The following is a 23,631-nucleotide window of genomic DNA, read 5'->3' on the forward strand; positions in this document are numbered from 1 at the left end:
CCGATGTATCAAAACCGTTACCGCACGCCTTCGGTGCGCAGGGCCGACGGGGTGAAGTCGGCGGCCTTGGCTTCGAAGCCGAATTCGAAGCTGTGCTTCTCTTCATTCTTCATCCCCAAGGCAATGTAACGGCCGGCGATGATGTCGTAGAGCGCTTCGAGGGTGTAGGCCTGCGCCTGGTGATCGTAGTAGTACTGCGCGTGACCTTCTGCAACGCGCCAGAGTTGTCCGCGACCGTCGTAGTGATCGGCGAGCGCGACCTGCCAACTGTCCTCGTCGATGTACATGTGGCGCTTGGCATAGATGTGCCGCTCGCTCGGTTTGACCGTGCCGATCACTTCCCAGACGCGGTGCAGTTCATAGCGGGTCAGGTCTTGATTGATGTGCCCGGCCTTGACCACGTCGTCGTACTTGAGGCTTGGCGAATCGAGTTTGTAGCTGTTGTACGGAATGTACATTTCCTTCTTGCCGACCAGTTTCCAGTCGTAGCGATCCGGGGCGCCGGAGAACATGTCGAAGTTGTCCGAGGTCCGCAGACCATCGGCCGCCGTGCCCGGACCGTCATAAGCCACTTGCGGGGCGCGACGGACACGACGCTGGCCAGCGTTGTAGATCCACGCCAGGCGCGGCTCCTTCACCTGATCGAGGGTCTCGTGTACCAGCAAAACGTTACCGGCCAGACGCGCCGGCGCCGTCACCGACTGCTTGAAGAAGGTCAGCACGTTGGCGGCTTTGTCCGGGTCGATATCCTTCATCAGTTGCGGCACGGCGATCACTTCCTCGAAGCGGATCGGCGTGTAGCTGCCGTTGGTTTGCGGCGTGACCTGAGTGATGGTGCGTTTGACGTTGCCACCGTGATAGCGGGTGATGTGGTTCCACAACACCTCGACGCCGTTCTTCGGAATCGGAAAAGCGTAGTAGCGGTTGCCGGTGAAGTTGGCCAGGCCATTTCCGTCGTTGATCGTCGTCACATTCAGCGCGCTGCGCTTGGCCGACTCGTAGATTTCCGCCGGTGCGGCGACGGTGCGATGGGTCGGATAGACCGGGATCTTGTAGGTTTCCGGGTAGCGTTTGAACATCGCCACCTGGCCGTCGGAGAGTTTGTCCTTGTACTTGTCGACGTTCGCTGCGGTGATGGTGAACAACGGTTTTTCACTGGCAAACGGGTCGGCGAGGAAGCCTTTGCTGTCCACCGCCCCGGCGTTTTTTGGCAGACCACCGGTCCACGCCGGAATCGAGCCATCGGCATTGCCGGCCTTCTCGGCGCCCAGCGGTGTGAGGCTGGTGCCGAGTTTGTTGGCCTCATCCGGCGACACCGCCGCCATCACGTTGGCCGCCAGCAGACTCAGGGCCAGCACGCCACATTGCAGAATCATTTTACGCATTGCAGTCATCCTTCTCGGGCAGATCAGAAGTTCACGCCGAAGCTCAGGGCCACGAAGTCACGGTCTTCGAGGACGTTGTAGTCACCACCGAAGAAGTCGGTGTAACTGAGGCTCGCGGTGTAGGTGTTGCGATAGTCGGCATCGACGCCGACGCTGATCGCTTTCGCGCCTTCGTTGAACAGGCCGTTGGCGCCATAACCGGCAACGTCATGCGACCAGGACAGGTTGGGTTTGAGGTTGATCCCGCCGATCACGTTGGCGTAATCGAGGATGGCCCGGGCGCGGTAGCCCCACGACGTCGAGGTGACGAAGCCGTCGGTGTCGCCACCGAAGCCGTATTGGCCGTACACCGAATCGCGGCCATAGCGCAGCTGACTACGCGACTCCAGACCGCCGACGTGCACGACGGCGGCTTCGCCAACCACGGTCAGACGCTCGGCGCCCAAGACCTGATCGAAGAAGTGCGTCAGCGTGCTCTGGATTTGCGTGACTTCCTTGCGCCGATAGCCTTTGTTGTCCGCGCCGGGCGACGTCGTCAGCGGCGAAGCGGTACCGCCGGCAATCGGGTTGAGCAGCGCCAGGGTCAGGTCATTGGTATTGACCTGCACGGGAGCGTTGGGCCGATAGCTGATCTCGCCGGTCCACGCGGTACCGGTGGGCAGTGTGGTGGAGAAACTCGCGCCATAGAGGCGAATGTCTTCCGGGTATTCGAGGTAATACTGACCGCGTCCGAGCATCACGCTTTGCGCCAGTCCGGCGCCGCTGCCAGGGGCCAGGCCATTGGCGATGCCGACCATGCCCGGCAATGCCGCCAGCGTCGACAGCCCGGCGGTGGTGGTGCCCACGGTTGGCGTGCGGCTGTGGTAGTTCATGAAATAGAGGCCGTACTCAGTGTCGTCACCGAGCCAGCGCAACGCCGTGCCCCACTGCCCGGAATCCCGCGCATCGCGGTCGCCGCCACGAGGGATCACCACGCCTTCACGCGTCACCTGAATGCCTTGGCCAAACGCGGTGGCCAACGGCACCAACGGTGCGATCGCCGGGTTGCCAACGGTGTAGCCGTTGTTGCAACCGTCCGCCGCCACATCGACACCGAAGAACGTGCCGCAGTTGTCGAGAACGGTCTGGTCCCATTCCAGTTGATAGAAACCTTCGACCGAGAGTTTGTCCGTCAGGCTCTGCGAACCGAACAACATGTTCACCGGGATCAAGCCTTCCTTGATCTCCGCACCAGGACGCCGGAACGCTGAGACGTCGATCGGGTTGATGCTGTTGATCGAGTTGCCGATGAAGGTACTTTCCCCCCAACTCACCACCTGTTTGCCCGCCCGCACGGTGCCAGGCAGGTCGGCGATGGCGTAGTTGTGATAGACGAAGGCGTCGAGGATCTGCGCGCCCGACGACTTCGCGCCTTCCTTGCGGCCACTGTCGCTGATCTGCTTGAACTCGCGATCTTCGTCCTTGAGTTCAAAGTCGTACCAGTACTTGCCGCGCACGAACACACCGGTGTCGCCGTACTTGAGTTCGAGGTCGTGAATACCTTTGAAGATTTTCGAGAAGGTCTCGCCCTTCTTGAAGTTCAGGCGCCCGTCATCACCGGTCGAGGATTGCCCGGTCCCACCGTTGACGGTGCCGACCAGCGACTTGTCGGCATCGCGCATGCCCCAACTGGCACCGACCGACAGCGACGAGTCGAACGTCCCTTCGATCTCGCCGATATTGAACGAAACCGCGTGCGCCTGGGCACAGCAACCCAGAGCCACCGCGGCTGCCAGCGCCTGCGGTGTGAAGATGGCGCGCATTGTTGTTTTTGTCATGCGTCTTCCCCGGTGAGTGACAGAAGGCCCCACCCTACTGCCGCGCTGGCAGGTCGATAAGCGCACCAAGGAGGTATTCGCGTTGTCGCTCGAAAGGATGACTGCCTGCGCGGGACGTGGCTTTGCGCGGCTCATGAGTCAGCTGGATGGCGAATCATCAATGCAGCGCATGGCGCCCATCGGCTCACGACACTGTTGCATGCCCCGCAACAGTGCATGTCCGGAATCGGTATGTTTCCTACGCGTTTGAGCCCTTATTCTGAACGCGCTTTCACGGGATACGCCGCCAAAAGCGCGAAGCACTGGCCATGAGCAACTCTGGCCATTGCTGACAGATTTCAGATGAATCGACGTGTTCGGTTTCTCGCCCCGGTGTTCACTGACGTTGATTTGTAGCTCCTTGATCCAACGTCTTACCTTGGCCGCTGCGTTTGCAGCGGCCTTTTTTATGCACGCTATCTAGCGCTGATAAATCAGCTAATTCCCACGCCTATTTTCCCGGAAAGAATTGTCCTGTCTGTGTATAGGAAATTTCTTTTAATGCGATATCCCCATAGAAAACTCCTTCTTCATCCTGAGTCATTACCTACGCCATTCTCGGACCCGGATTTTCGATCCGTGCTGTAGCTTTTAAAGGAAGGCAGGAACGCACTACCCCAATACCCAAACTTGTTAAACCGCACATTCAAAAGGATATGAATATGCAAAAACCTCCAGCGTATGAGCTGACAGAGGCTGTCTGGACGACAGCGCCTGCGCCTACGGATATCAATCCGGTTACCCCGGCCATCGATCACAATCGTTACAACGGCCCGTTTGGCACTCCACTCAATCCCGTTCGTTATCATCAGGTGTTACAGAATTTCACCGCGCCACTGCAAATCGAATACCAGGTTAAAACCGCTCAGATCCCGCTGACCATTGAAACAGATCTAGCAGCTACACGACTTGAAGAGTCGATGCACGCGCTGCCACCTGCTGCTGCTATCGCGCGCGAACTTGGGGTGCGCAACAAAGTCATTCAACGAAAAGCCGCCGAGCAGCACCGGCAGACCGCACTCTCCCATGGCTTTTACGGCAGCGACCCCACCGATAAGACCGTTTACCAGTTTCTCTCTCGCGCTCAGATCCTGGACAAGGTTCTTAGTCCGAACGGACCGGGCATGAATCTGTGGAAACAGTCCTATCGAGCGGCAATGGAAGCAAGGCTGCTGACCCAGACCCTCGCAGTTTTGCACCAGCAGCAAGTCAACGTACACAACTGGCTCGCGGCGGTGCAGGCCAATGACCAGGCGCAGGCCGAGGCGGCAGAGGCCGCACGCCGGGCTGCTGAACAGGCCAGAGTCGACGCTGAACAGCAACGCCAAAAAGACCTCGCCGAGAGTGCTTGCCGACAGCGCGAACAAGAAGAAATCCGCGCACGCGAGCAGGAACGGCTTGCCACGCTGGCGGAGGCCCGTCGTCTTGCTGAGCAGCTAGCACGAACTACCGCTGAAGCAGCAGCTCGCCAAGTGAGGGCGGAAAAGGCACGGCTTGAGGAACTCGCGGAAAAATCTCGGCAAGCCGAGGCTGAGAATCTACGCATCGAACGAGCGCATCGTGCTCAAAAAGAACAGCGCGAGCATCAGCGCGAAAAAGCACTGCTTGCAGAACAAGCAGTCATTCGCCAACAAGCCGAGAAGAATCGTCGCGAGCGGTTACTGCAGGCTGAGTTGGAGGCACAGGAAAGACGGCGAGCGCAAGCAGCGCTGGATGACGAAGCCGAAGCCATGCGACAGGCAGAAATGGCGCGTCAGAAAATCAGATGGCGAATGCAGACAGAGGCACGATGGGAGAAACCTGAGTTCGCCCACGTCGGTTCAGCCGCTGAATTGGGGCCGACATTTTCGGGAACACTCGGCGATATCGCCACCGATCGAGTGAGTTCTCTGGCACTCACGAACGCACTTCGAACCGGCATCGCTACCGCCATCTCCACAGCATCCGCTTTCGCAGCTCCCGCTCTGGTTGGATTCGCCGCCCTGCTCGTCCCGTCTGAACTGGGCAACGGTGACCTGTTTTCCGCAGGCGTCCCGCTATCCGATCTCGCACCTGATTTGACAGGCGATCTGTATGAATTGGCAGCGAACAACGGCCATCTGGATCTACCTGTACGACTAGGCACCAGAACAATCGGCAGCCGCGTAGAAATTGTCATTGTCACCACCGACGGCATCACGGTGCCCAGCAGCATCTCGGTAAGACTTGCTTACTTCGATGCAGAGAAAAACGCTTACGTGTCCAGCGCTGGCACCTCCGATTTCGGCCCCATCGTCACGTGGACACCGCTGATTGAGCAACTTGATCCGTCATCGTCATTTCCTCTGGTCGACCATCAGTTGCCGATCTATGAGGGTGCGACGGTCGAACCTGCCGGCGGACGGATAGACCCGTTTCCTGAGCTGGACCTGTACGGGTTTGATGGACACATCACAGTCTTCCCGATCGACTCCGGCATCCCGCCGGTACTCACAGTATTCAGGGATCGCCGGCAAGATCCCGGAGTAGCATCCGGGAGCGGGCAGACAGTTTCAGGAAATTGGTTGGGGGCGGCGGCCACACAACAAGGTGCGCCCGTTCCAACGCAGATTGCGGATAAGCTTCGAGACAGGGAGTTTTCGAGTTTCAGGGCATTTCGAAGGGCGTTTTGGAAGGCGGTAAGTAATGACGAAACGCTGTTTGACCAATTTTCCCAACTCAACAAAACTGACGTAAGAGATGGCTTGGCTCCAAGTGCACGACCTGCAGATCAGCTTGGAAAGCGCAAAAAATTTGAGATACACCGTATCAAGCCAATCAGTGAGGGAGGCGCAGTTTACGATTTAAACAATTTAACCGTGCTAACACCAAAGCAACATATGAAGCTGCACTCCAAAGAAGGGGATATTTAAATTGGAACTCAAGAGCAAGCTGGAAGATTACACAGAGTCCGAATATTTGGCGGTGATAGAGCGACTCTTTGAAGGAAAATTCGCATCGGAGAGAAAACATGACGAGTTTGTGGAGAATATTGTTCTAACTTCGGAGCATCCAAATGGGACCGGAGTTCTGTATTACCCGGAAGAAGGCGTCGAAGACAGCCCAGCAGGCGTATTGACAGCGATCAAGACTTGGCGCGCCGCCAACGGAAAACCCGGGTTCAAAGCCGAAGAATAAAAAGAGAGCGGGCAGGCACCTGATGCCTGCCCGCTCTATCCTGTTACAACGAATACTTCTGCAAATTCGCCATCATCTCCTTCAGCGCTTCAATATTGTCCTTCGGATGCGCCGCGCCTTCGAAATCACAAATCTGCTGCCAATGCGCTGCGACATCTTCCGGTGAGAAGCCTTCGCGCGGATCGAACCCGGCACCGAGGCTGCGCTCCCAACGCACTTTGCCCATCCAGCCACCGCCAACCTCGAACAACCCGGAAGTCTCCTGGCATTGCTCGCTGGCCAGATACACCACCAGCGGGCTGACCAGTTCCGGTTTGAGTTGTTCGAACACTTGCGGCGGGATCAGGCCTTCGGTCATGCGCGTGCCGCCGGTTGGCGCGATGGCGTTGACGAGGATGTTGTTCTTGCGACCTTCGATGGCCAGGGTGCGGGTCAGGCCGTACAGGCCGAGTTTGGCCATGCCGTAGTTGGATTGGCCGAAGTTGCCATAGATGCCCGAGGTCGAGGCGGTGAAGATCACCCGACCGTAATTTTGCTCGCGCATGTGCGGCCACGCGGCGCGGGTGACTTTGTAGGCGCCTTCGACGTGGACGCGGTAAACCAGATCCCAGTCGGCGTCGTCCATTTTGTGGAAGGTTTTGTCGCGCAGGATGCCGGCGTTGTTGACCACCACGTCGACGCGGCCAAACACATCGAGGGCGTTCTGCACCAGTTTGTCGCCGTCGGTGACGGAATCGTGGTTGGCTTCGGCGATACCGCCGGCCTCGCGGATTTCCGCGACCACGCGATCGGCGGCAGAGGCATTGGCGCCTTCGCCCTGAGCCGAGCCGCCAAGGTCGTTGACCAGCACTTTCGCGCCTTGTTTGGCGAACAGCAGAGCGTGCGCCCGTCCGAGGCCACCACCGGCTCCGGTGACGATTACGACTTTATCTTCGAAACGCACAGACTCATTCATCACGGCAACTCCAGCAGTCCAATGGAACATTGAACCCGAGTGTCAGGCACGGGGCTTTTGGTCACAATGAATACGGTTGGGGCTGAATGGTGCGCGATAAGGTTGGGGGATAGTGAGACACGGTAGTACTTCAGGAACACGCCACCCTACGCGGCGGCAAAACAAACCGTTCGCGAAACGCCAGATAGTGTTTGAGCACCTGCACCGGCGCCTCGGTCTGCGGGTAGTGGCCGATACCCGGTAACACCACGGTGTCCGCGTCCGGGATCAACTCCCGATAGCGCTCGACCATGTGCGCACCGGAGATCGGATCGACCTCGCCATCAATCAGCCGCAACGGTATTTCACCGCGCTGCATCGCCGCGACCCAGCGGTCGCGCTGAACCCGGCGTTCGGGGATGTAGCTGATCAGTTTGTGCATGATGCGTTGCCCGCGATTGCTGTCGACCAGACTCCAGAAATCATCCATCTCGCTTTCGCTTGGCCGGGTGTGCGGGCCGAAAATCTGGCGGAAGCTTTTCACCAGAGCATCACGGGTAAACGCGCGTCCGATCATCCAGCCCAGCGGACTGAGCAACAGTTTTTGCATCAGCAACGGGCGATGGGTTTCCGGGAACAGGCCGCCATTGAGAAACACGCAACTGGCGATCTCGATCCGGTCCTCGTAATGCCGCGCGAGCAATTCCTGCGCGACGCTGTCGCCGTAATCGTGCGCCAAGACATGCACGGGTTGCTCGATCTGCAGATGCGCAAGCAATGCCTGCTGCAAATCCGCCTGTTCGAGCAGGCTGTAGGTGTGGTTGATCGGTTTGGCCGAATCGCCAAAACCGAGCATGTCGCAAGCGATCACCCGATAACGCTGGGCCAGAGGCTGCCACAGGTAATGCCAGTCCCAACTGGCGGTCGGGAAGCCGTGGATCAGCAGCAGCGGCTCACCCTGCCCCGCCGTCCAGTAACGGATCGGCTGGCCCCGAAAGACAAACGTCTGGCTGCGTTTACGCCAGACACACAGAGGAATCTCGGCAAGAGGCATTAGAGTTTATATCCGGGGTCTTGTTTATCGAGTTTGCGCAGCAGCGCCGGCCAGGCCAGCGCACCACCCATGCCTTGAGCACTTTTGGTGACGCCGGCGATCATCGCTTTGGCGCCTGCCAGAATTTGCGGTTCGATGGCGATCAGTTCCGCACCGCCGGTTTGCGCCATCACCTGAATATCGCAGGCGCGCTGGAAGGTGAACATCATCAGAAAGGTGTCGGCGATTGTGCCGCCGCAGGTCAGCAGACCGTGGTTGTGCAGCATGAGGAAATTATTGTCGCCAAGGTCGGCCTGCAGACGCGCCTTCTCTTCGTGGTTCAGCGCCACACCTTCATAGCCGTGGTAGGCCAGGCTCGACAGCACGAACAGCGACTGCTGGCTGATCGGCAGCACGCCCTGTTTTTGCGCCGACACCGCGACACCGGAAGCGGTGTGCGTGTGCAGCACGCAAACCACATCGTGCCGCACTTCGTGCACGGCACTGTGGATGGTGTAGCCGGCGGGGTTGATCTCGTAAGGGCTGTCCATGAGTTTGTTGCCGGCCTGATCAACTTTTACCAGGCTCGACGCGGTGATCTCATGGAACATCAGACCGAACGGATTGATCAGGAAATCTTCGGTGCCCGGCACCTTGGCGGAAATATGGGTGAAGATCAGATCGTCCCAGCCATGGGCGGCGACCAGACGATAACAAGCGGCGAGATCGACACGGGTCTGCCATTCGGCAGCGCTGACCTGGTCTTTGACATTAAAGGACGATTGGACGGGGGCTACGCTCACTGTATGCACCTCTGCGTTCTTATTGTTCTGCACGTGACAGCAGTCTAGTCAGGTGCAGGCAATCGCGTAGTTGCATTGGCAGCCAGCTTGATGACTGACCGGGTCAGCCGTGCAAACAGCTTGGATCCATGTCAAAGCATCGACGCCAGCAAAGGCGCGGCAAACAGATTGAGCAGCCCGGTCAGCACCATCACCAGCCCCGCCACAGAGCCTTCCTCACCGCCCACTTCATGGGCGCGACTGACGCCAGCACCGTGCGCGCCCACCCCAAACAACGCGCCACGCGCCAAGGCACTACGCAGCGGCAACCATTTGAGCAGCACGCCGCCGAGCATCGCGCCGAACACACCGGTGAACATCACGAACACAGCGGTCAACTCCGGCACACCGCCGAGATTTTGCGCCAGCGGCATGGCAAACGGCGTGGTGATCGAGCGCGGCACCAGCGACATCGTCACCGAACTGTCGAGGGCCAAGGCTTTGGCCAGCCCGAACGAGGTACCGATCGACGCCGCACTGCCGGCGACCATGCCCAGCATCAGCGCCGACCAGTGCCGCATCAACAGACGCCGTTGCTGCCAGATTGGCACGGCGAAAGCGACGGTCACCGGGCCGAGCACCAGCATCAGCCAATGGGTGTTGCTGGAATACTCGGCATACGCGGTGTGCAGCGGTACGGCGAGCGCCAGCAGCAACGCCGGCACCAGAATCAGCGGCGACAATACATAGCGCCCTGTGCGCCGGTAAATCCAGCGGCTGAACAGATACGCCAGCAAAGTGAAGGCGAGCCAGAACATCGGCATCCATTCAAGCTTCATGGGAACGCCTCGCGCGCACGGCCAGTTCCACGGTGAACGCGGTGACCAGCATGACCATCAAGGTGCTGGCAGCGATCACCAGCAAAATCCGCCAGCCGTCATCGCGCAGCAACGTGCCGTAATCCAACAGGCTCATCAATGCCGGGATGAAGAACAACAGCATCTCGGCCATCAACAATCCCGCGCCCAATTGCAACGCCGCCGGTTTGACCCAGCCGAACGCGAAGGCCAGCAGCAACAGCGCCATGCCGATCACACCGCCAGGAATTGGCCAGGCCAGCCACGCGGCCAACTGACAGCCGAGCAGATACAGACCCAGCAAAACGGCGAGTTCGGCGAAGAGACGGGAAAGATGTTTTAGGCGGGCGGCATTCATGAGGTTGGCTCCTTACGGAAGCCTATTTTACGAAGTGACCTGCCATCCCCGAAGCGAATTGTTAGACTCAAAGCCATTCCAAAACGGAATCAGGCTCATGGAATTCAAACAGCTGCGCAGTTTTGTCGAAGTCATGCATCAGGGCGGTTTCACCCAAGCGGCGAAAACCCTGCACATCAGCCAATCGGCGGTGAGCAAACAAGTCGCGCAACTCGAGCAAAGCCTCGGTACGCCTCTGCTAGACCGGCTCGGCTCGCAGTTGCGCCTGACCGCCGCTGGCAGCGTGGTGCTGCAGCGCGCTGAAGGCATGCTGCGTTTGCGTAATGAGTTATTGGTTGAACTCGACGACCTCAGTAATCTGGCGCGCGGCGAATTGCGCCTCGGTCTGCCTTTGTTGGGCAGCGATGCGCTGTTCGCCGGGCTGTTTGCCGAATACCGCCGGCGCTACCCGAATATCAGCGTGCAGTTGCTCGAGGGCGGCAGCCGCAATATCGAGCAAGCCGTGCTCAACGGTGAACTGGAGTTAGGCGGGAGTCTGCTGCCGAAAGATCCGCAATTCGACTGTCAGCCGTTTTGCGATGAGAAGCTCGATGCGCTGTTGCCGATCGATCACCCGTTGGCGGATCGCGGTGAGATCGGGTTGGAGGAGTTGGCTGACACGCCGTTCCTGCTTTATCAGCGCAGCTTCGTGCTCAACGATCGCCTGCTGCAGGCGTGCCAACAAATGGGCTTTACCCCGAAGGAAGGCGGGCGCAGCGGTCAGGCGGATTTTCTCGCGGCGCTGGTGGCCGCCGGGCAAGGCGTGGTGCTGCTGCCCAGTGTCGTTGCGCGCGGACTGGTGCGGCCAGGCGTGGTGCGCCTGACCTTGCGCGCGCCGGATTATCTGCGTTGGGACATCGCGTTTATCTGGCGTCAGGGCGCCTATCTGTCGAATGCCGCGCAGGCGTGGCTGGCCCTCCTGCGCGAGCGACCGATCAGCCCTTGAGCGCATCGATCAACTGCGCCAGCCAAGGCTCGGCGTCGGTTTCCGGTGTGACGCTTTCGCTGGCGTCGATGCGCAGCATCTCCTGCACTTCACGCACGCCCAGTTCGCCGAACAGTTCACGGATCTGCTCGCCGCCGCCGCAGAAGGTGTCGCCATAACTGGCGTCGCCCAACGCGATCACCGCGCCCGGCAGACCACGCCACGCCGCTGGCAATTGATCGCGAATGCTCGAATACAAAGGCTGCAGGTTGTCCGGCAACTCGCCCATGCCGGTGGTCGAGGTCACCGCGAGGAAGGCTTCGGGGCCGAACGCTTGAATGTCGGCCAGACTGGCGCGGGAGTTGTAGAAGGTTTCAAAGCCGGCGGCTTTCAACAGGTTCTGGGCGTGACGGGCGACTTCTTCGGCGGTGCCGTAGACCGAACCGGAGAGGATGGCGACTTTCATCAATCTGATCCTGAAACTGAAAAAATGAGCGGCGATAGTACCAGCCCGGGCTGCAAAGCTGCGATTGGATCTCATCTGACGATAATGGCCAGTAGACAGCGCTCAAGGTTCTTCTAAAATGCCAGCCGTCGACTACTCTGCCCGGATTCACAGATGATCAATGCCAGTCTCCTGAAAATGGTGATCAACGCGTCTCACGACGGCATCGTCGTGGCGGAAAAGGAAGGCGAGCAGGACAACATTCTGATCTACGTCAACCCCGCTTTCGAACGTCTCACCGGTTACAGCAGCGAAGAAATTCTGTATCAGGACTGCCGTTTTCTGCAGGCTGGAGACCGCGACCAGCCCTCGCTGGCGCGGATTCGCGAGGTATTGCGCAGCAATGGATCCTGTCGGGAAACCTTGCGCAACTATCGCAAGGACGGCACGCCGTTCTGGAATGAACTGTCGCTTTCAACGGTAAAGAATGCGGACGACGGGCTGACTTATATCGTCGGCGTACAGAAAGACGTGACGGCTCAGGTCAAGGATCGGCAGCGTTTGGTGCAGCTCGAAGCCGAGGTTGCAGCATTGCGCACGGAGCTGGCGGCGCTTAAAGCGACGAACGGTTCAAACAAATCAGCGAACTAATTGTCATTAACTACAATCACCAATGACTTTGTAACTATATCTTTCGAGTTAACCATGCAGCGTGACGCCCTCCTCACTCAGGATGAGCTGGATTTTATCCAGACCATGCAGCACAACCCGCAACTGAACGTGCGGGATGCGACGTCGAGTCTGCTGGTCAATGGCGGTTCGCAGATCCGTGACTTGCTCACGCGCCTGGCCGCTCACGAGCAAGTGACCATTCAGGCCAACTTCGAAAATCAGCAAATGACCTTCCCGCTGCATTTGGTTGAAGACGAGTTCCACGCGCTGCATTTGCGCCTCGGTGTTCCGAGCATTTATGAAGACGGTCCGATGGTGCGCCCATGGCGGCTCGTGCTCGAAGAACCGGTCGCGCTGGAGAATGCCAAAGGCCAGCCAGGCGTGATGTGGGTGCACGAGGTATCGCACAAAGGTGTGTTGCTGGAGATGCGCAACAAGACCAAACCGCCCAAGCATTTCGCTTTGTGGTTCAGCCCTTCGGGGTATGAGCGGATTTCATTGCGCGGCAATTTCGAACGGGAAACCGAAAGCGGTTTCTACGCCTACGAACTGAGTCAGACCGATGCCGATGAAACCGAGCGCCTGCGTCAGTTCATCCTGCAACAACATCGTTTGACCCACCCCGCCCTGCACACCTGATTCAGCGATCCAGGCTCCCCGGCATAAACCGCAGCATTTGCTGACGCAGGGTTGAGCCTTCGTTACCCAGACAAGCGACGGCTGATCCCGCCAGGCTGTCCCGAGCCAGATCGGACGCATCGCCGGCCAACATCAGCTGACAATCCAGACTCATCGCCAACCGGTTCAAACGTCGCGGCAGTTCGGCGCTCGGTGCATGGTTGGAAAACAGCACCAAGGCGTCCGGCCGGGTCTTTTCGCACACCAGCGTCAGCTCATCGAATGGCTGGCCCGTGGTCAGTACGCGAACCCCCGAGTCATTGCCGCTGAGGAACAGCGCGGCCACCAGCAACTCCAGCTCCCGACATTGCCCCGACAACGCGCTGACGATCACCCGACGCGGTTGCGAGCCCCGCAGCGTGACGATCCGGTGAAGGACACGTGCGCGAAGAAAGCCATCGAAGAACAGCCACTCGCTGGTTTGTCCGAACGCCTCCTGACGTTGCAGCAATTGCAGCCACAGCGGCATGAGGATGTCCTGGAACACCACCGGCAGCGCGTATGAAGAAAAGATCTGCGAATAGACGCGATCCAGCGCCTGGTCGTCGAACGAACTCACCGCCTGCTGAACCTGCGCTTGCCATTGCAGGTAGTCGGCCTGCACGCGGTCCTCAGGAATGAAGTTGGCGAGTACTTTGAGCGGCTCGGTCTTGGCGAGAATCTTGCCGATCTTGCTCACCGCTACGCCGCGATCGATCCAGTCGAGAATGCTGCGAACACGATCGATATCGTGCATCGAATACAGACGATGCCCACTTTCGGTGCGCGTCGGCTGAATCAAACCGTAGCGACGTTCCCACGCGCGCAGGGTCACGGGGTTGATGCCGGTCAGCCGTGCGACTTCGCGGATGGGGAACAGGTCCTCGCGCTCGAGTGAGGCGGCGGCCTGCAAAACAGGGGAAACGTCAGTGATGACAGGCATCGCGTGCTCAACTTCCTTGTTTGGATGATTGGATCCATTCTAACCCTGATGGCACTTTCATGCTCAAGAGCGATCTTGCGACGAAAGCCTCTGGTTTATTCACGAAAATCAGGAATAATCCTTGCTTGTTGAAAAGCGCAGGCCTCTACCCCGGCCCTGCGTCTGGCGAATCTCCTACCCGGAGTGCCGCACTCGGAATACGGAGATACATAATGTCTACTTCCCCCGTCACGTTGATGGTCGCACGTCGTGTTGCTGATGGTCGTTATCAGGATCTCATTGCCTGGTTGCGCGAAGGCGAACAATTGGCCACCGACTTTCCCGGTTATCTCGGCTCAGGCGTGCTCGCTCCGCCGCCCGGCGATAACGAATTCCAGATTATTTTCCGCTTCGTCGATGAACACACGCTGCATGCGTGGGAGCACTCGGTGTCGCGCACGGCATGGCTGGATCGCGGCAGCGATCTGTTTGCCCATCCGAAGGAACACCGGGTCAGCGGCATCGAAGGCTGGTTCGGCGCGGCCGGTCAGCGTCCACCACGCTGGAAGCAGGCGGTGGCGATCTGGCTGGCGTTTTTCCCGGTATCGCTGTTGTTCAACTTTATCCTCGGCCCGCTGCTGGCCGAAATGAGTTTGTTGCCGCGCGTGTTGATCAGCACCGCGTGCCTGACACCGTTGATGGTGTATTTCTTTATCCCATTGTCGACGCGGTTGCTGGCGAACTGGTTGAACAGTGTGCCGGCGCGACGTGTGCCTGCCAAAGCATCTACGCAGAACCTCTAAAAGATCGCGGCCTCGTTGCACGCGACAGCTCCTGCGCAGATCTCTGCAGGAGCTGCCGCAGGCAGCGATCTTTTCCGACGTGTCGCTGTTATAGTTTTTGCTTCACCCGCGATGCGAGCCGTTCATGTCCACTTCCGCAGCCCCGATCCTCATCACCGGCGCCGGCCAGCGCGTCGGTCTGCATTGCGCGCAGCGTTTGCTCGAAGACGGTTATCGCGTGATCTTCACCTATCGCAGCGAACGTCCCGGTGTGCAGAAACTGCGTGATCTGGGCGCCATTGGCCTGTTCGCCGACTTCTCCAGCGAAGCCGGGATTCTCGCCTTCATCACTGAACTGAAAACCCATACCGACAGCCTGCGCGCCATCGTGCACAACGCCTCCGAGTGGCTGGCAGAAACGCCCGCCCACGAAGCCGAAGCCTTCACCCGCATGTTCAGTCTTCACATGCTCGCGCCGTACCTGATCAACCTGCATTGCGGTGAATTGCTGCAACGCTCGACACCTGCGGACATCATCCACATCAGCGACGACGTCACCCGCAAAGGCAGCAGCAAGCACATCGGTTATTGCGCGACCAAGGCCGGGCTCGACAGCCTGACGTTGTCCTTCGCCGCTCGTTACGCGCCAGCGATCAAGGTCAACGGCATCGCGCCGGCCCTGCTATTGTTCAATCCCGACGACGACGCGGCGTACCGCGCCAAGGCCTTGGCCAAATCCGCGCTGGGCATCGAACCCGGCAGCGAGGTGATCTATCAGAGCGTGCGTTACCTGCTCGATAACCCGTACGTGACCGGTACGACCCTGACCGTCAACGGCGGAAGGCACGTCAAATAACACTTGCCTGCGAGGCTGCCCATGACCCGCTCCCTGCCCGAAAACTACCGCGAGATCCTTATCGGCCTCGGCGAAGACCCCGACCGCGAAGGACTGCGCGACACCCCGGTACGCGCGGCGAAAGCCATGCAATACCTGTGTCACGGTTACGACCAGAGCGTTGAGCAGATCGTCAATGGCGCGCTGTTCGCTTCGGACAGCGACGAGGTGATCATCGTCGCCGACATCGAGTTGTATTCTTTGTGCGAACATCACCTGCTGCCCTTCATCGGCAAGGCCCATGTGGCTTATATTCCGACGGGCAAAGTGCTCGGATTATCGAAGATCGCGCGCCTGGTCGACATGTTCGCCCGGCGTCTGCAGATTCAGGAAAACCTCACCCGACAAATCGCCGATGCGGTGCAACAGGTCACCGATGCCGCCGGTGTCGCCGTGGTCATCGAAGCCAAACACATGTGCATGATGATGCGCGGCGTGGAAAAACAGAATTCGACGATGAACACCTCGGTCATGCTCGGCGCCTTCCGCGAGTCGAGCAACACCCGCCAGGAGTTCTTGCAATTGATTGGACGGAGCAAGTAAATGCCACAACTTCAACCGGGAATGGCGCGCATCCGGGTCAAGGATCTGCGCTTGCGCACCTTTATCGGGATCAACGAGGACGAAATCCTCAACAAGCAGGATGTGCTGATCAACGTCACTATCCTGTATGCCGCGCAGGAAGCGGTGCGGGATAACGACATCGACCACGCGCTGAATTACCGCACGATCACCAAGGCCATCATTGCCCACGTCGAGGGCAACCGTTTTGCGCTGCTCGAACGGCTGACCCAGGAATTGCTCGATCTGGTGATGAGCAACGGTTCGGTGCTCTACGCAGAGGTCGAAGTCGACAAGCCCCATGCGCTGCGTTTTGCCGAATCGGTGTCGATTACGCTGGCCGCAAGCCGCTGAGCTTCAAGCTTCGAGCCGCAAACGTTAAGCTACCGCCACCCACAATCCAAACTTGCAGCTTGAAGCCCGCCGCTTGAAGCTGTCTCGAAGAGACCTCCATGACCGAGCAACAACGCCTCGAACTCGAAGCCGCCGCCTTCCGCCGGCTGGTCGCCCACCTGGACAGCCGCAAGGATGTGCAGAACATCGACCTGATGAACCTTGCCGGGTTCTGCCGCAACTGCCTGTCGAAGTGGTACAAGGCCGAAGCCGACGAGCGCCAGATCGACGTCAGCCTCGATGACGCCCGCGAAGTGGTTTACGGCATGCCGTACGCCGAGTGGAAAGACCAATTTCAGCAAGAAGCCAACGCCGAACAGCAAGCAGCGTTCGCCAAAGGAAAAACCCATGAGTGACCTGAACAACCTGCGCGCCAGCCTCAAGAGCGGCGAACACGATTTCGCCGACACTCTGGCCTTCATTGCTGCCAACTATGATTATCAGCCGCAGGCGTTCAACAACGGTGGCGTAGAAAACGCGGCCGGACAGAACGAAGGCTCGTGCAAAACCTTGGGTCTGGCGCTGCTGGAAGGCCTGAGCGACGAAGAAGCGCTGCTGGCGTTCGGCGAGCATTACCGCTCGGTGGTGGCCACGCCAGAGGGCAGCGATCACGGCAACATCCGCGCGTTGATCAAGCACGGTCTGGCCGGCGTCAAATTCACCGCCCAGCCCCTGACTCGCCGCTGATTCCTCTATCCACACAAAATCCTGTGGGAGCGAGCTTGCTCGCGAATACGGACTGACATTCAACATTGCTGTCGACGGATACACCGCATTCGCGAGCAGGTCGCTCCCACATTTGATCTGTGGTGACTGTGATTCTCGGGCACAAAAAACCGGCCAATCTGGCCGGTTTTTTTTATGCCTGCGATTTTAGAACGAAGCGTTCTGCAGACCGTCCAGGTAACGCTCGGTGTCGAGTGCCGCCATGCAACCGGCGCCGGCCGAGGTGATGGCCTGACGGTAAACGTGGTCAGCCACGTCACCGGCAGCGAAGATGCCTTCGACGCTGGTTGCAGTCGCGTTGCCTTCACGGCCTCCGTGCACCACCAGGTAACCGTCTTTCAGGGTCAACTGACCTTCGAACAGCGAAGTGTTCGGGGTGTGGCCGATGGCGATGAACACGCCGTCGACGGTGATTTCATCGAAGCTGCCGTCGTTGTTCTTCAGACGCGCACCGGTCACGCCCATGTTGTCGCCCAGGACTTCGTCGAGGTTGGCGTTCAGCTTGAGGATGATCTTGCCTTCAGCCACGCGAGCGTTGAGCTTGTCGATCAGGATCTTCTCGGCGCGGAAGGTTTCGCGACGGTGGATCAGGGTCACGGTGCTGGCGATGTTGGCCAGGTACAGCGCTTCTTCAACAGCGGTGTTGCCGCCGCCGACTACTGCAACCGGCTTGTTGCGGTAGAAGAAACCGTCGCAGGTCGCGCAGGCCGAAACGCCTTTGCCCATGAACGCTTCTTCCGATGGCAGGCCCAGGTAACGAGCGCTGGCGCCGGTAGCGATGATCAGGGCGTCGCAGGTGTAGGTCGCGCTGTCGCCGGTCAGGGTGTAAGGCTTGGCAGCGAAGTCGACGGCGTTGATGTGATCGAAGACGATCTCGGTTTCAAAACGCTCGGCGTGCTCGCGCATGCGTTCCATCAGTGCAGGACCGGTCAGGCCATGGACGTCGCCCGGCCAGTTGTCGACTTCGGTGGTGGTGGTCAGTTGACCGCCAGCCTGCATGCCGGTGATCAGCAGTGGCTTGAGGTTGGCGCGGGCCGCGTATACCGCAGCGCTGTAACCGGCAGGGCCGGAACCGAGAATAATCACTCGCGAATGACGGACTTCAGACATGACCTGCTCCTGTTGACCGGGCTGAAAAACAGGCCCGGATCGCCGGACTGCCGGCGAGAATAAAAAAGGACCGTGGAAAACCTTGGGGAAGGCTTGAGCTCGACAGTCCTGTAAAAAGTTGGGTGCAGCGTATCGAGGGGGGCAAGATTAAGGAAATACGGTTTAACAATCCAGCTCATAGGTGGTCTCTATGCCGACACACTGACGAGACGGACGTCTTTGTTACAGTGAATGTCGATCGCTCTACCGCGCTTTCGCCGCCGTGACAAAGTCGGTAAGGTCGGCGCGTTTTCCCTTGCTCGGAGCACCTTATGCCCGCCCCTGTTCTGTCCGGCCCGCAATACCTGCGCGAAGGCCTCAAACTGGTTCTCAGCCCTGGCTTGCGCCTGTTCGTGTTGCTGCCGCTGGTGATCAACCTGGTGCTGTTCGTCGGATTGATCTATCTGGCCGGCCACCAGTTCAGCCTCTGGGTCGATACGCTGATGCCGTCGCTGCCGGAATGGCTGAGTTTCCTCAGCTACATCCTCTGGCCCTTGTTCGTGGTGCTGGTGGCGCTGATGGTGTTTTTCACCTTCACCATGCTGGCCAACGTGATCGCCGCGCCGTTCAACGGCTTTCTCGCGGAAAAAGTCGAAGTCGTCGTGCGCGGCACCGATGATTTTCCGGCCTTCAGCTGGGGCGAACTGTTCGCCATGGTGCCCCGCACCCTCGCCCGGGAAATGCGCAAACTCGGCTATTTCCTGCCTCGCGCGATCGGCCTGTTCATCCTCTCGTTCATCCCGGTGGTGAACATCATCGCCGCACCGCTGTGGCTGCTGTTCGGCGTCTGGATGATGGCGATCCAGTACATCGACTACCCGGCGGACAACCACAAACTCGGCTGGAACGAGATGCTCGCCTGGCTGCGGCAGAAACGCTGGCAGAGCATGAGCTTCGGCGGGATCGTCTATCTGGTGCTGCTGATTCCGGTGGTCAACATCCTGATGATGCCGGCCGCCGTGGCCGGAGCGACGTTGTTCTGGGTGCGCGAGCGCGGTGCCGAGAACCTCGTGACTCAGCGCTAACGCGGCGTCACAAATCCATCATCCGAACGTCACAACGACGACATGGCCTCAGCCGACACTGAGGCCATGACGACAGCTCTACATATCACCCTCATCAGCGAAACCTTCCCGCCTGAAATCAACGGCGTGGCCAATACCCTTGGCCGCTTGTGCGATGGCCTGCGCGCGCGCGGGCACCGTGTCGATCTGGTGCGCCCGCGTCAGGCCAGTGATCCGCAGCGCAGTGAAGATGACGCGCTGCTGTTGTGCCGGGGCTGGCCGTTGCCCGGCTATCCGGGACTGCAATGGGGTCAGTCGTCGATGCACAAACTGCTGCGGCGCTGGAAACGTCAGCGCCCGGACGTGCTGTACATCGCCACCGAAGGGCCGCTGGGTCTGTCGGCGCTGCGTGCGGCTCGGCGTTTGGGGATCGCCGTGGTCAGCGGTTTTCATACAAATTTTCAGCAATACACCAGTCAGTACGGCCTCGGCTTGCTGACGCGAATGCTCACCCACTATTTGCGCTGGTTCCACAATCGCTCGGCCATGACGCTGGTGCCGAGTGTCAGCCAGCGTCTGGAACTGGAGCGGCGGCATTTCGAGCGGCTGGCACTGTTGTCCCGAGGTGTCGACAGCCAGTTGTTTCATCCGAGCAAACGCCTGAATGCATTGCGCGAGCAATGGGGACTGGGCGAGCGCGATATTGCCGTGATCCACGTCGGACGTCTGGCGCCGGAGAAAAATCTTGGCCTGCTCAAGCGCAGTTTCGAATCGCTGCGCAGTACTTATCCACAGCGCAATCTGAAACTGATCGTTGTCGGCGACGGGCCGCAACGGCTGGCGCTGGAGAAAGAACTGCCCGAGGCGATTTTCTGCGGTGCTCAGCGCGGTGAAGCGTTGGCAGCGCACTATGCGTCCGGGGATGTATTTCTGTTTCCGAGTCTGACGGAAACCTTCGGCAATGTGGTGCTCGAAGCGCTGGCTTCGGGGCTGGGCGTGGTGGCGTACGATCAGGCGGCGGCAGCGCAGCATATTCGCCATGGCTACAACGGTGTGCTGGCAATGCCGGGGGATGAGCAGGCGTTTTGCGACGCGGCGGCTTGGTTGCTGGAAGAGGCTGAGACGTTGCGCTGTGTGCGGCTGAATGCGCGGCAGCATGCGAGTCGCCAAGGGTGGGCGGCGATCATTGAGCAGTTTGAGGGACACTTGCGTGGGGCTTGTGTCGGGGAGTTAGTGGTGCCTGGGGCTCAGACACTGCCCTGAATCGTTGCTGACCTGACCACCGCCTTCGCGAGCAGGCTCGCTCCCACAGAGGATCTTCAGTGAACACAAATTTTGTGAACAGCAGAGAAAACTGTGGGAGCGAGCCTGCTCGCGAAGGGCTCAGTGAGAACGCCGCTTAAACCAGCGTCATCAACGCCTCGCGGCTGAACGGCAGAATATCCTGCTCACGCCCTTCACGGACTTTCAGCGCCCAGTCCGGATCGACCAGCAGCGCACGCCCCACTGCCACCAGATCGAATTCCTCTTTGTTCAGACGTTCCAGCAAGTTCTCCAGACTGGCCGGTTGCGCGACCTTGTCGGTGTTGACCATGAACTGCAGGAACTCGCCATCCAGACCCACACTGCCGACGGTGATGGTCGGTTTGCCGGTCAGTTTGCGCGTCCAGCCCGCCAGGTTCAGCTCGGAACCATCGAACTCCGGCTCCCAGAAACGCCGCGTCGAGCAGTGAAAAATGTCCACGCCAGCGTCAGACAACGGCTTGAGGAATTCGCCCAGCGCTTCCGGGGTTTGCACCAGACGCGCGGTGTAATCCTGCTGCTTCCACTGCGAGAAACGGAAGATGATCGGGAAACCTTCGCCGACCGCAGCACGTACCGCTTGAATCAACTCGATGGCGAAACGCGAACGGTTGGCCAGGCTGCCGCCGTATTCGTCGGTGCGCTGGTTGCTGCCTTCCCAGAAGAACTGATCGACCAGATAACCGTGGGCGCCGTGGATTTCCACGCCGTCCATGCCGATGCTTTGTGCATCCTTGGCCGCTTGGGCGAAGGCAGCGATCACGTCTTGGATGTCTTGCTTGGTCATGCCGTGTACCACGACCTGACCGTCCTTGAGTTTTTCCGACGGGCCATAACCCGGCACGCTGGCGTCCGGCTCAGTGCCGATGCGGCGTACGCTGCCGACGTGCCAGAGTTGCGGAACGATCTTGCCGCCCTCTGCGTGAACGGCGTCGACGACTTTTTTCCAGCCGGCCAATGGCGCTTCACCAAAGAATTGCGGCACGTTCGGATAGCCGTTGGAGGCAACGTGGCCGACCGTGGTGCCTTCGGTGATGATCAGGCCAACGCCGGCAGCCGCGCGACGGCGGTAGTACTCGATGACTTTCGAATTCGGCACGCCACCTGGAGAGAACGAGCGCGTCATTGGCGCCATGACCACACGGGTCGGCAGTTCGAGGGCACCGAGGTGGAACGGTTTGAACAAGGCTTGAACGGGCATCGAAGGGCTCCACGAAAACGTTATCGACAGGGCATAAAATCATATGACGGCGATAATATGCGTGATGGCGCTTGCGCGAAAGCATTATTGATCTGAATGATTAAGAGTCAAAAGCAAGGCAAAAAAAATCGCAGCTCAAGGGCTGCGATTTTTGCGGTTCAGCTCAGGGCTTTTTCAATTGCCTGAACCACCGTTGGATCATCCGGCGCCGTGCGTGGCGAGAATCGCGCCAGCACCCGGCCATCCTTGCCGAGCAGGAACTTCTCGAAATTCCAGGTGATGTCACCGGGAAATTCCGCGCCCTCGCCCGCCAGCAAACGGTAGAGCTGATGGCGCTCGTGACCGTTGACTTCGAGCTTGCTCGACAACGGAAACGTCACGCCATAGTTAAGGCTGCAGAACTCCTCAATTTCCTTTTCGGAACCGGGTTCCTGGCCGGCAAACTGGTTGCACGGCAGGCCCAGCACACTGAAGCCTTTGCTTTTGTACTGTTGATAGAGGTTTTCCAGCGCCGCGTACTGAGGGGTCAAGCCGCACTTGGAGGCGACGTTGACCACCAGCACGACTTGGCCCTTGAACGGGGCCAGCGGTAGCTCCTGACCATCCAGGGCTGTCAACTTAAGGTCGTGAAAAGCACTCATGACGTACTCCAGGATTCCCGTGTTCTTCTCGAAACAGCCACTTGGCGAGGCCACCAAGGACAGCCGCGGACTAAAAAGGCGCCCGCAGGCGCCTCTCCAGTTCACGAAAGCTTAGCGCAGAAAATCAGTGGTGATGGCCACCTTCGCCATGGACGTGACCATGAGCGATTTCTTCCTGGCTGGCATCACGGATATCAACGATCTTCACTTTGAAGTTCAGGCGCTGACCGGCCAGTGGGTGGTTGCCGTCGACAGTGACGTCGTCGCCGTCGAGGTCACGGATGGTGACGATTTGCATCTGGCCGTCCGGCGCCGAAGCGTGGAACTGCATGCCGACTTCCAGCTCGTCAACGCCTTCGAACATGCTGCGGCTCAGGGTGCTGACCAGCTCGGCGGCGTATTCGCCGTAAGCGTCTTCCGGCTCAACGGACACTTCCAGCTCATCACCAACAGCTTTGCCTTCCAGAGCTTTTTCCAGGCCCGGGATGATGTTGCCTGCGCCTTGCAGGTAGACCAGCGGAGCGCCGCCGGCGGAGCTGTCGATGACCTCACCAGCGTCGTTGGTCAGGGTATAGTCGATGGAGACAGCCTTATTGGCGGCGATCAGCATGGGGCGAGACCTTTTGCAGAAGAATATAGAAAGGCCAAGTTTAGCGAAGCAATCGCGCGAAAGCGAACACAACCCGGACAAACGGGTTTCGACGATCACAGGCTTCCACCAAGACGAAGAGGGTCAGTGGGTGGCCGAGCTTTCCTGTGGTCACACCCAGCACCTGCGCCACCAGCCGCCATGGCAATCGCGCGCCTGGGTGCTGGACCCAGCGCAACGTATTGAAAAAATAGGCCAACCCTTTGCCTGCGGTTGGTGCGCACAAGGCTCGGTTAGCGCTAACCTTGGCGACTGAATTTCGGTAGGCGGTCACGTATAGATCGCCGCCATTGCCATGCAACTTTAG

27 protein-coding genes are annotated in these 23,631 nt (G+C 59.2%); 14 read left to right on the top strand and 13 right to left on the bottom strand.

What is annotated here, in order from left to right:
- Window positions 1-17: 17 nt before the first annotated feature.
- Window positions 18-1,385 (bottom strand): DUF1329 domain-containing protein, encoded by a 1,368-nt coding sequence (locus ACQ4OE_RS10885; RefSeq protein ID WP_122595107.1) that lies wholly within the window; start codon window positions 1,383-1,385, stop codon window positions 18-20.
- Window positions 1,386-1,408: 23 nt separating this feature from the next.
- A complete protein-coding gene (locus tag ACQ4OE_RS10890; protein WP_430946651.1) occupies window positions 1,409-3,202 on the bottom strand; it encodes a DUF1302 domain-containing protein in 1,794 nt (597 codons plus the stop codon).
- Between the two features lie 701 nt (window positions 3,203-3,903).
- Between ACQ4OE_RS10890 and ACQ4OE_RS10895 the strand changes: the two genes are divergently transcribed.
- Together ACQ4OE_RS10895 and ACQ4OE_RS10900 are read left to right on the top strand one after the other, a co-directional pair.
- Window positions 3,904-6,132, top strand: coding sequence for an S-type pyocin domain-containing protein (locus tag ACQ4OE_RS10895; RefSeq protein WP_430946652.1), 2,229 nt, complete (start codon window positions 3,904-3,906; stop codon window positions 6,130-6,132).
- Between the two features lies 1 nt (window position 6,133).
- Window positions 6,134-6,397, top strand: a complete 264-nt coding sequence (locus ACQ4OE_RS10900; RefSeq protein WP_122595110.1) for a bacteriocin immunity protein — start codon at window positions 6,134-6,136, stop codon at window positions 6,395-6,397.
- 43 nt (window positions 6,398-6,440) lie between these two features.
- Here the strand turns inward: ACQ4OE_RS10900 and ACQ4OE_RS10905 are convergent, their stop codons facing one another.
- The 5 genes from ACQ4OE_RS10905 to ACQ4OE_RS10925 all read right to left on the bottom strand — a co-directional run bounded on the left by ACQ4OE_RS10905 (window position 6,441) and on the right by ACQ4OE_RS10925 (window position 10,361).
- Window positions 6,441-7,352, bottom strand: coding sequence for an SDR family oxidoreductase (locus tag ACQ4OE_RS10905; protein ID WP_430946653.1), 912 nt, complete (start codon window positions 7,350-7,352; stop codon window positions 6,441-6,443).
- A gap of 130 nt (window positions 7,353-7,482) precedes the next feature.
- A complete protein-coding gene (locus tag ACQ4OE_RS10910) occupies window positions 7,483-8,385 on the bottom strand; it encodes an alpha/beta fold hydrolase (protein ID WP_430946654.1) in 903 nt (300 codons plus the stop codon).
- Window positions 8,385-9,167 (bottom strand): class II aldolase/adducin family protein, encoded by a 783-nt coding sequence (locus ACQ4OE_RS10915; RefSeq protein WP_122595113.1) that lies wholly within the window; start codon window positions 9,165-9,167, stop codon window positions 8,385-8,387. The genes ACQ4OE_RS10910 and ACQ4OE_RS10915 overlap by 1 nt, the downstream gene beginning before the upstream one ends.
- Window positions 9,168-9,298: 131 nt before the next feature.
- Entirely contained in the window at window positions 9,299-9,985 is a 687-nt protein-coding gene (locus tag ACQ4OE_RS10920; protein ID WP_430946655.1) for an LrgB family protein, read from the bottom strand.
- Entirely contained in the window at window positions 9,975-10,361 is a 387-nt protein-coding gene (locus ACQ4OE_RS10925; RefSeq protein WP_430946656.1) for a CidA/LrgA family protein, read from the bottom strand. The genes ACQ4OE_RS10920 and ACQ4OE_RS10925 overlap by 11 nt, the downstream gene beginning before the upstream one ends.
- A gap of 97 nt (window positions 10,362-10,458) precedes the next feature.
- On the opposite strand from ACQ4OE_RS10925, the gene ACQ4OE_RS10930 reads away from it, so the two are divergent.
- Window positions 10,459-11,346, top strand: coding sequence for a LysR family transcriptional regulator (locus ACQ4OE_RS10930; protein ID WP_430946657.1), 888 nt, complete (start codon window positions 10,459-10,461; stop codon window positions 11,344-11,346).
- On the opposite strand, the gene ACQ4OE_RS10935 is transcribed toward ACQ4OE_RS10930, so the two are convergent.
- Complete coding sequence (locus ACQ4OE_RS10935; protein ID WP_430946658.1) at window positions 11,336-11,791, bottom strand: flavodoxin; 456 nt, start codon at window positions 11,789-11,791, stop codon at window positions 11,336-11,338. The two genes, ACQ4OE_RS10930 and ACQ4OE_RS10935, sit on opposite strands and share 11 nt — an antisense overlap.
- A gap of 153 nt (window positions 11,792-11,944) precedes the next feature.
- Here ACQ4OE_RS10935 and ACQ4OE_RS10940 point away from each other — a divergent pair, with 153 nt between their 5' ends.
- Together ACQ4OE_RS10940 and ACQ4OE_RS10945 are read left to right on the top strand one after the other, a co-directional pair.
- Window positions 11,945-12,421: a PAS domain-containing protein gene (locus ACQ4OE_RS10940; RefSeq protein ID WP_430946659.1), complete on the top strand. Its 477-nt coding sequence runs from the start codon at window positions 11,945-11,947 to the stop codon at window positions 12,419-12,421.
- Window positions 12,422-12,475: 54 nt separating this feature from the next.
- Window positions 12,476-13,081, top strand: a complete 606-nt coding sequence (locus tag ACQ4OE_RS10945; protein ID WP_122595119.1) for a hypothetical protein — start codon at window positions 12,476-12,478, stop codon at window positions 13,079-13,081.
- Window position 13,082: 1 nt separating this feature from the next.
- Here ACQ4OE_RS10945 and ACQ4OE_RS10950 read toward each other — a convergent pair whose 3' ends face one another.
- Entirely contained in the window at window positions 13,083-14,042 is a 960-nt protein-coding gene (locus ACQ4OE_RS10950) for a MerR family transcriptional regulator (RefSeq protein WP_430946660.1), read from the bottom strand.
- Between the two features lie 212 nt (window positions 14,043-14,254).
- Between ACQ4OE_RS10950 and ACQ4OE_RS10955 the strand changes: the two genes are divergently transcribed.
- The 6 genes from ACQ4OE_RS10955 to ACQ4OE_RS10980 all read left to right on the top strand — a co-directional run bounded on the left by ACQ4OE_RS10955 (window position 14,255) and on the right by ACQ4OE_RS10980 (window position 17,339).
- On the top strand, window positions 14,255-14,824 hold the full coding sequence (locus ACQ4OE_RS10955; RefSeq protein WP_122595121.1) for an antibiotic biosynthesis monooxygenase: 570 nt from the start codon (window positions 14,255-14,257) through the stop codon (window positions 14,822-14,824).
- A 124-nt stretch (window positions 14,825-14,948) separates the two neighbouring features.
- A complete protein-coding gene (gene folM / locus ACQ4OE_RS10960) occupies window positions 14,949-15,659 on the top strand; it encodes a dihydromonapterin reductase (RefSeq protein ID WP_430946661.1) in 711 nt (236 codons plus the stop codon).
- 21 nt (window positions 15,660-15,680) lie between these two features.
- Window positions 15,681-16,241, top strand: a complete 561-nt coding sequence (folE, locus tag ACQ4OE_RS10965; RefSeq protein WP_430946662.1) for a GTP cyclohydrolase I FolE — start codon at window positions 15,681-15,683, stop codon at window positions 16,239-16,241.
- Window positions 16,242-16,613 (top strand): dihydroneopterin triphosphate 2'-epimerase, encoded by a 372-nt coding sequence (gene folX / locus ACQ4OE_RS10970; protein ID WP_053117178.1) that lies wholly within the window; start codon window positions 16,242-16,244, stop codon window positions 16,611-16,613.
- A gap of 98 nt (window positions 16,614-16,711) precedes the next feature.
- A complete protein-coding gene (locus tag ACQ4OE_RS10975) occupies window positions 16,712-17,008 on the top strand; it encodes a DUF1244 domain-containing protein (protein WP_430946663.1) in 297 nt (98 codons plus the stop codon).
- Entirely contained in the window at window positions 17,001-17,339 is a 339-nt protein-coding gene (locus ACQ4OE_RS10980; RefSeq protein ID WP_430946664.1) for a HopJ type III effector protein, read from the top strand. Before ACQ4OE_RS10975 ends, ACQ4OE_RS10980 begins: the two co-directional genes overlap by 8 nt.
- 186 nt (window positions 17,340-17,525) lie before the next feature.
- Here ACQ4OE_RS10980 and trxB read toward each other — a convergent pair whose 3' ends face one another.
- Window positions 17,526-18,488: a thioredoxin-disulfide reductase gene (gene trxB / locus ACQ4OE_RS10985; RefSeq protein WP_007912350.1), complete on the bottom strand. Its 963-nt coding sequence runs from the start codon at window positions 18,486-18,488 to the stop codon at window positions 17,526-17,528.
- Window positions 18,489-18,799: 311 nt separating this feature from the next.
- Here trxB and cysZ point away from each other — a divergent pair, with 311 nt between their 5' ends.
- Window positions 18,800-19,552: a sulfate transporter CysZ gene (gene cysZ, locus ACQ4OE_RS10990; RefSeq protein ID WP_430946665.1), complete on the top strand. Its 753-nt coding sequence runs from the start codon at window positions 18,800-18,802 to the stop codon at window positions 19,550-19,552.
- Between the two features lie 42 nt (window positions 19,553-19,594).
- Complete coding sequence (locus tag ACQ4OE_RS10995) at window positions 19,595-20,794, top strand: glycosyltransferase family 4 protein (RefSeq protein ID WP_122595127.1); 1,200 nt, start codon at window positions 19,595-19,597, stop codon at window positions 20,792-20,794.
- Window positions 20,795-20,930: 136 nt separating this feature from the next.
- Here the strand turns inward: ACQ4OE_RS10995 and ACQ4OE_RS11000 are convergent, their stop codons facing one another.
- The 3 genes from ACQ4OE_RS11000 to ACQ4OE_RS11010 form a co-directional block, all read right to left on the bottom strand.
- Window positions 20,931-22,034, bottom strand: a complete 1,104-nt coding sequence (locus ACQ4OE_RS11000) for an NADH:flavin oxidoreductase (RefSeq protein WP_122595128.1) — start codon at window positions 22,032-22,034, stop codon at window positions 20,931-20,933.
- A 158-nt stretch (window positions 22,035-22,192) separates the two neighbouring features.
- The gene (locus tag ACQ4OE_RS11005; RefSeq protein ID WP_122595129.1) at window positions 22,193-22,675 is read right to left on the bottom strand and encodes a glutathione peroxidase; all 483 of its coding nucleotides are present in this window, start codon (window positions 22,673-22,675) and stop codon (window positions 22,193-22,195) included.
- 124 nt (window positions 22,676-22,799) lie between these two features.
- Window positions 22,800-23,285 carry an FKBP-type peptidyl-prolyl cis-trans isomerase gene (locus ACQ4OE_RS11010; RefSeq protein ID WP_007912368.1) on the bottom strand — a complete coding sequence of 162 codons (486 nt, stop codon included), beginning with the start codon at window positions 23,283-23,285 and terminating at the stop codon, window positions 22,800-22,802.
- On the opposite strand from ACQ4OE_RS11010, the gene ACQ4OE_RS11015 reads away from it, so the two are divergent.
- Window positions 23,254-23,580: a DUF3565 domain-containing protein gene (locus ACQ4OE_RS11015; RefSeq protein WP_430946666.1), complete on the top strand. Its 327-nt coding sequence runs from the start codon at window positions 23,254-23,256 to the stop codon at window positions 23,578-23,580. The genes ACQ4OE_RS11010 and ACQ4OE_RS11015 overlap by 32 nt on opposite strands.
- The last annotated feature ends 51 nt before the right edge of the window (window positions 23,581-23,631 follow it).

Origin of the sequence: Pseudomonas sp. WC2, from assembly GCF_050586545.1 — a bacterium.
Lineage (GTDB): Bacteria > Pseudomonadota > Gammaproteobacteria > Pseudomonadales > Pseudomonadaceae > Aquipseudomonas.

Coding starts and splice junctions, on each gene's coding strand:
- folE (WP_430946662.1), top strand. CDS start 15,681: ATGACCCGCTCCCTGCCCGAAAACTACCGCGAGATCCTTATCGGCCTC.
- cysZ (WP_430946665.1), top strand. CDS start 18,800: ATGCCCGCCCCTGTTCTGTCCGGCCCGCAATACCTGCGCGAAGGCCTC.
- ACQ4OE_RS10980 (WP_430946664.1), top strand. CDS start 17,001: ATGAGTGACCTGAACAACCTGCGCGCCAGCCTCAAGAGCGGCGAACAC.
- ACQ4OE_RS10935 (WP_430946658.1), bottom strand. CDS start 11,791: ATGAAAGTCGCCATCCTCTCCGGTTCGGTCTACGGCACCGCCGAAGAA.
- ACQ4OE_RS10950 (WP_430946660.1), bottom strand. CDS start 14,042: ATGCCTGTCATCACTGACGTTTCCCCTGTTTTGCAGGCCGCCGCCTCA.
- ACQ4OE_RS10910 (WP_430946654.1), bottom strand. CDS start 8,385: ATGCCTCTTGCCGAGATTCCTCTGTGTGTCTGGCGTAAACGCAGCCAG.
- ACQ4OE_RS11000 (WP_122595128.1), bottom strand. CDS start 22,034: ATGCCCGTTCAAGCCTTGTTCAAACCGTTCCACCTCGGTGCCCTCGAA.
- ACQ4OE_RS10955 (WP_122595121.1), top strand. CDS start 14,255: ATGTCTACTTCCCCCGTCACGTTGATGGTCGCACGTCGTGTTGCTGAT.
- ACQ4OE_RS10925 (WP_430946656.1), bottom strand. CDS start 10,361: ATGAATGCCGCCCGCCTAAAACATCTTTCCCGTCTCTTCGCCGAACTC.
- ACQ4OE_RS11005 (WP_122595129.1), bottom strand. CDS start 22,675: ATGAGTGCTTTTCACGACCTTAAGTTGACAGCCCTGGATGGTCAGGAG.
- ACQ4OE_RS11010 (WP_007912368.1), bottom strand. CDS start 23,285: ATGCTGATCGCCGCCAATAAGGCTGTCTCCATCGACTATACCCTGACC.
- ACQ4OE_RS10930 (WP_430946657.1), top strand. CDS start 10,459: ATGGAATTCAAACAGCTGCGCAGTTTTGTCGAAGTCATGCATCAGGGC.
- ACQ4OE_RS10995 (WP_122595127.1), top strand. CDS start 19,595: ATGGCCTCAGCCGACACTGAGGCCATGACGACAGCTCTACATATCACC.
- ACQ4OE_RS10895 (WP_430946652.1), top strand. CDS start 3,904: ATGCAAAAACCTCCAGCGTATGAGCTGACAGAGGCTGTCTGGACGACA.
- ACQ4OE_RS10890 (WP_430946651.1), bottom strand. CDS start 3,202: ATGACAAAAACAACAATGCGCGCCATCTTCACACCGCAGGCGCTGGCA.
- ACQ4OE_RS10885 (WP_122595107.1), bottom strand. CDS start 1,385: ATGCGTAAAATGATTCTGCAATGTGGCGTGCTGGCCCTGAGTCTGCTG.
- ACQ4OE_RS10940 (WP_430946659.1), top strand. CDS start 11,945: ATGATCAATGCCAGTCTCCTGAAAATGGTGATCAACGCGTCTCACGAC.
- ACQ4OE_RS11015 (WP_430946666.1), top strand. CDS start 23,254: ATGGAGACAGCCTTATTGGCGGCGATCAGCATGGGGCGAGACCTTTTG.
- ACQ4OE_RS10920 (WP_430946655.1), bottom strand. CDS start 9,985: ATGAAGCTTGAATGGATGCCGATGTTCTGGCTCGCCTTCACTTTGCTG.
- ACQ4OE_RS10945 (WP_122595119.1), top strand. CDS start 12,476: ATGCAGCGTGACGCCCTCCTCACTCAGGATGAGCTGGATTTTATCCAG.
- folM (WP_430946661.1), top strand. CDS start 14,949: ATGTCCACTTCCGCAGCCCCGATCCTCATCACCGGCGCCGGCCAGCGC.
- ACQ4OE_RS10905 (WP_430946653.1), bottom strand. CDS start 7,352: ATGAATGAGTCTGTGCGTTTCGAAGATAAAGTCGTAATCGTCACCGGA.
- ACQ4OE_RS10975 (WP_430946663.1), top strand. CDS start 16,712: ATGACCGAGCAACAACGCCTCGAACTCGAAGCCGCCGCCTTCCGCCGG.
- trxB (WP_007912350.1), bottom strand. CDS start 18,488: ATGTCTGAAGTCCGTCATTCGCGAGTGATTATTCTCGGTTCCGGCCCT.
- folX (WP_053117178.1), top strand. CDS start 16,242: ATGCCACAACTTCAACCGGGAATGGCGCGCATCCGGGTCAAGGATCTG.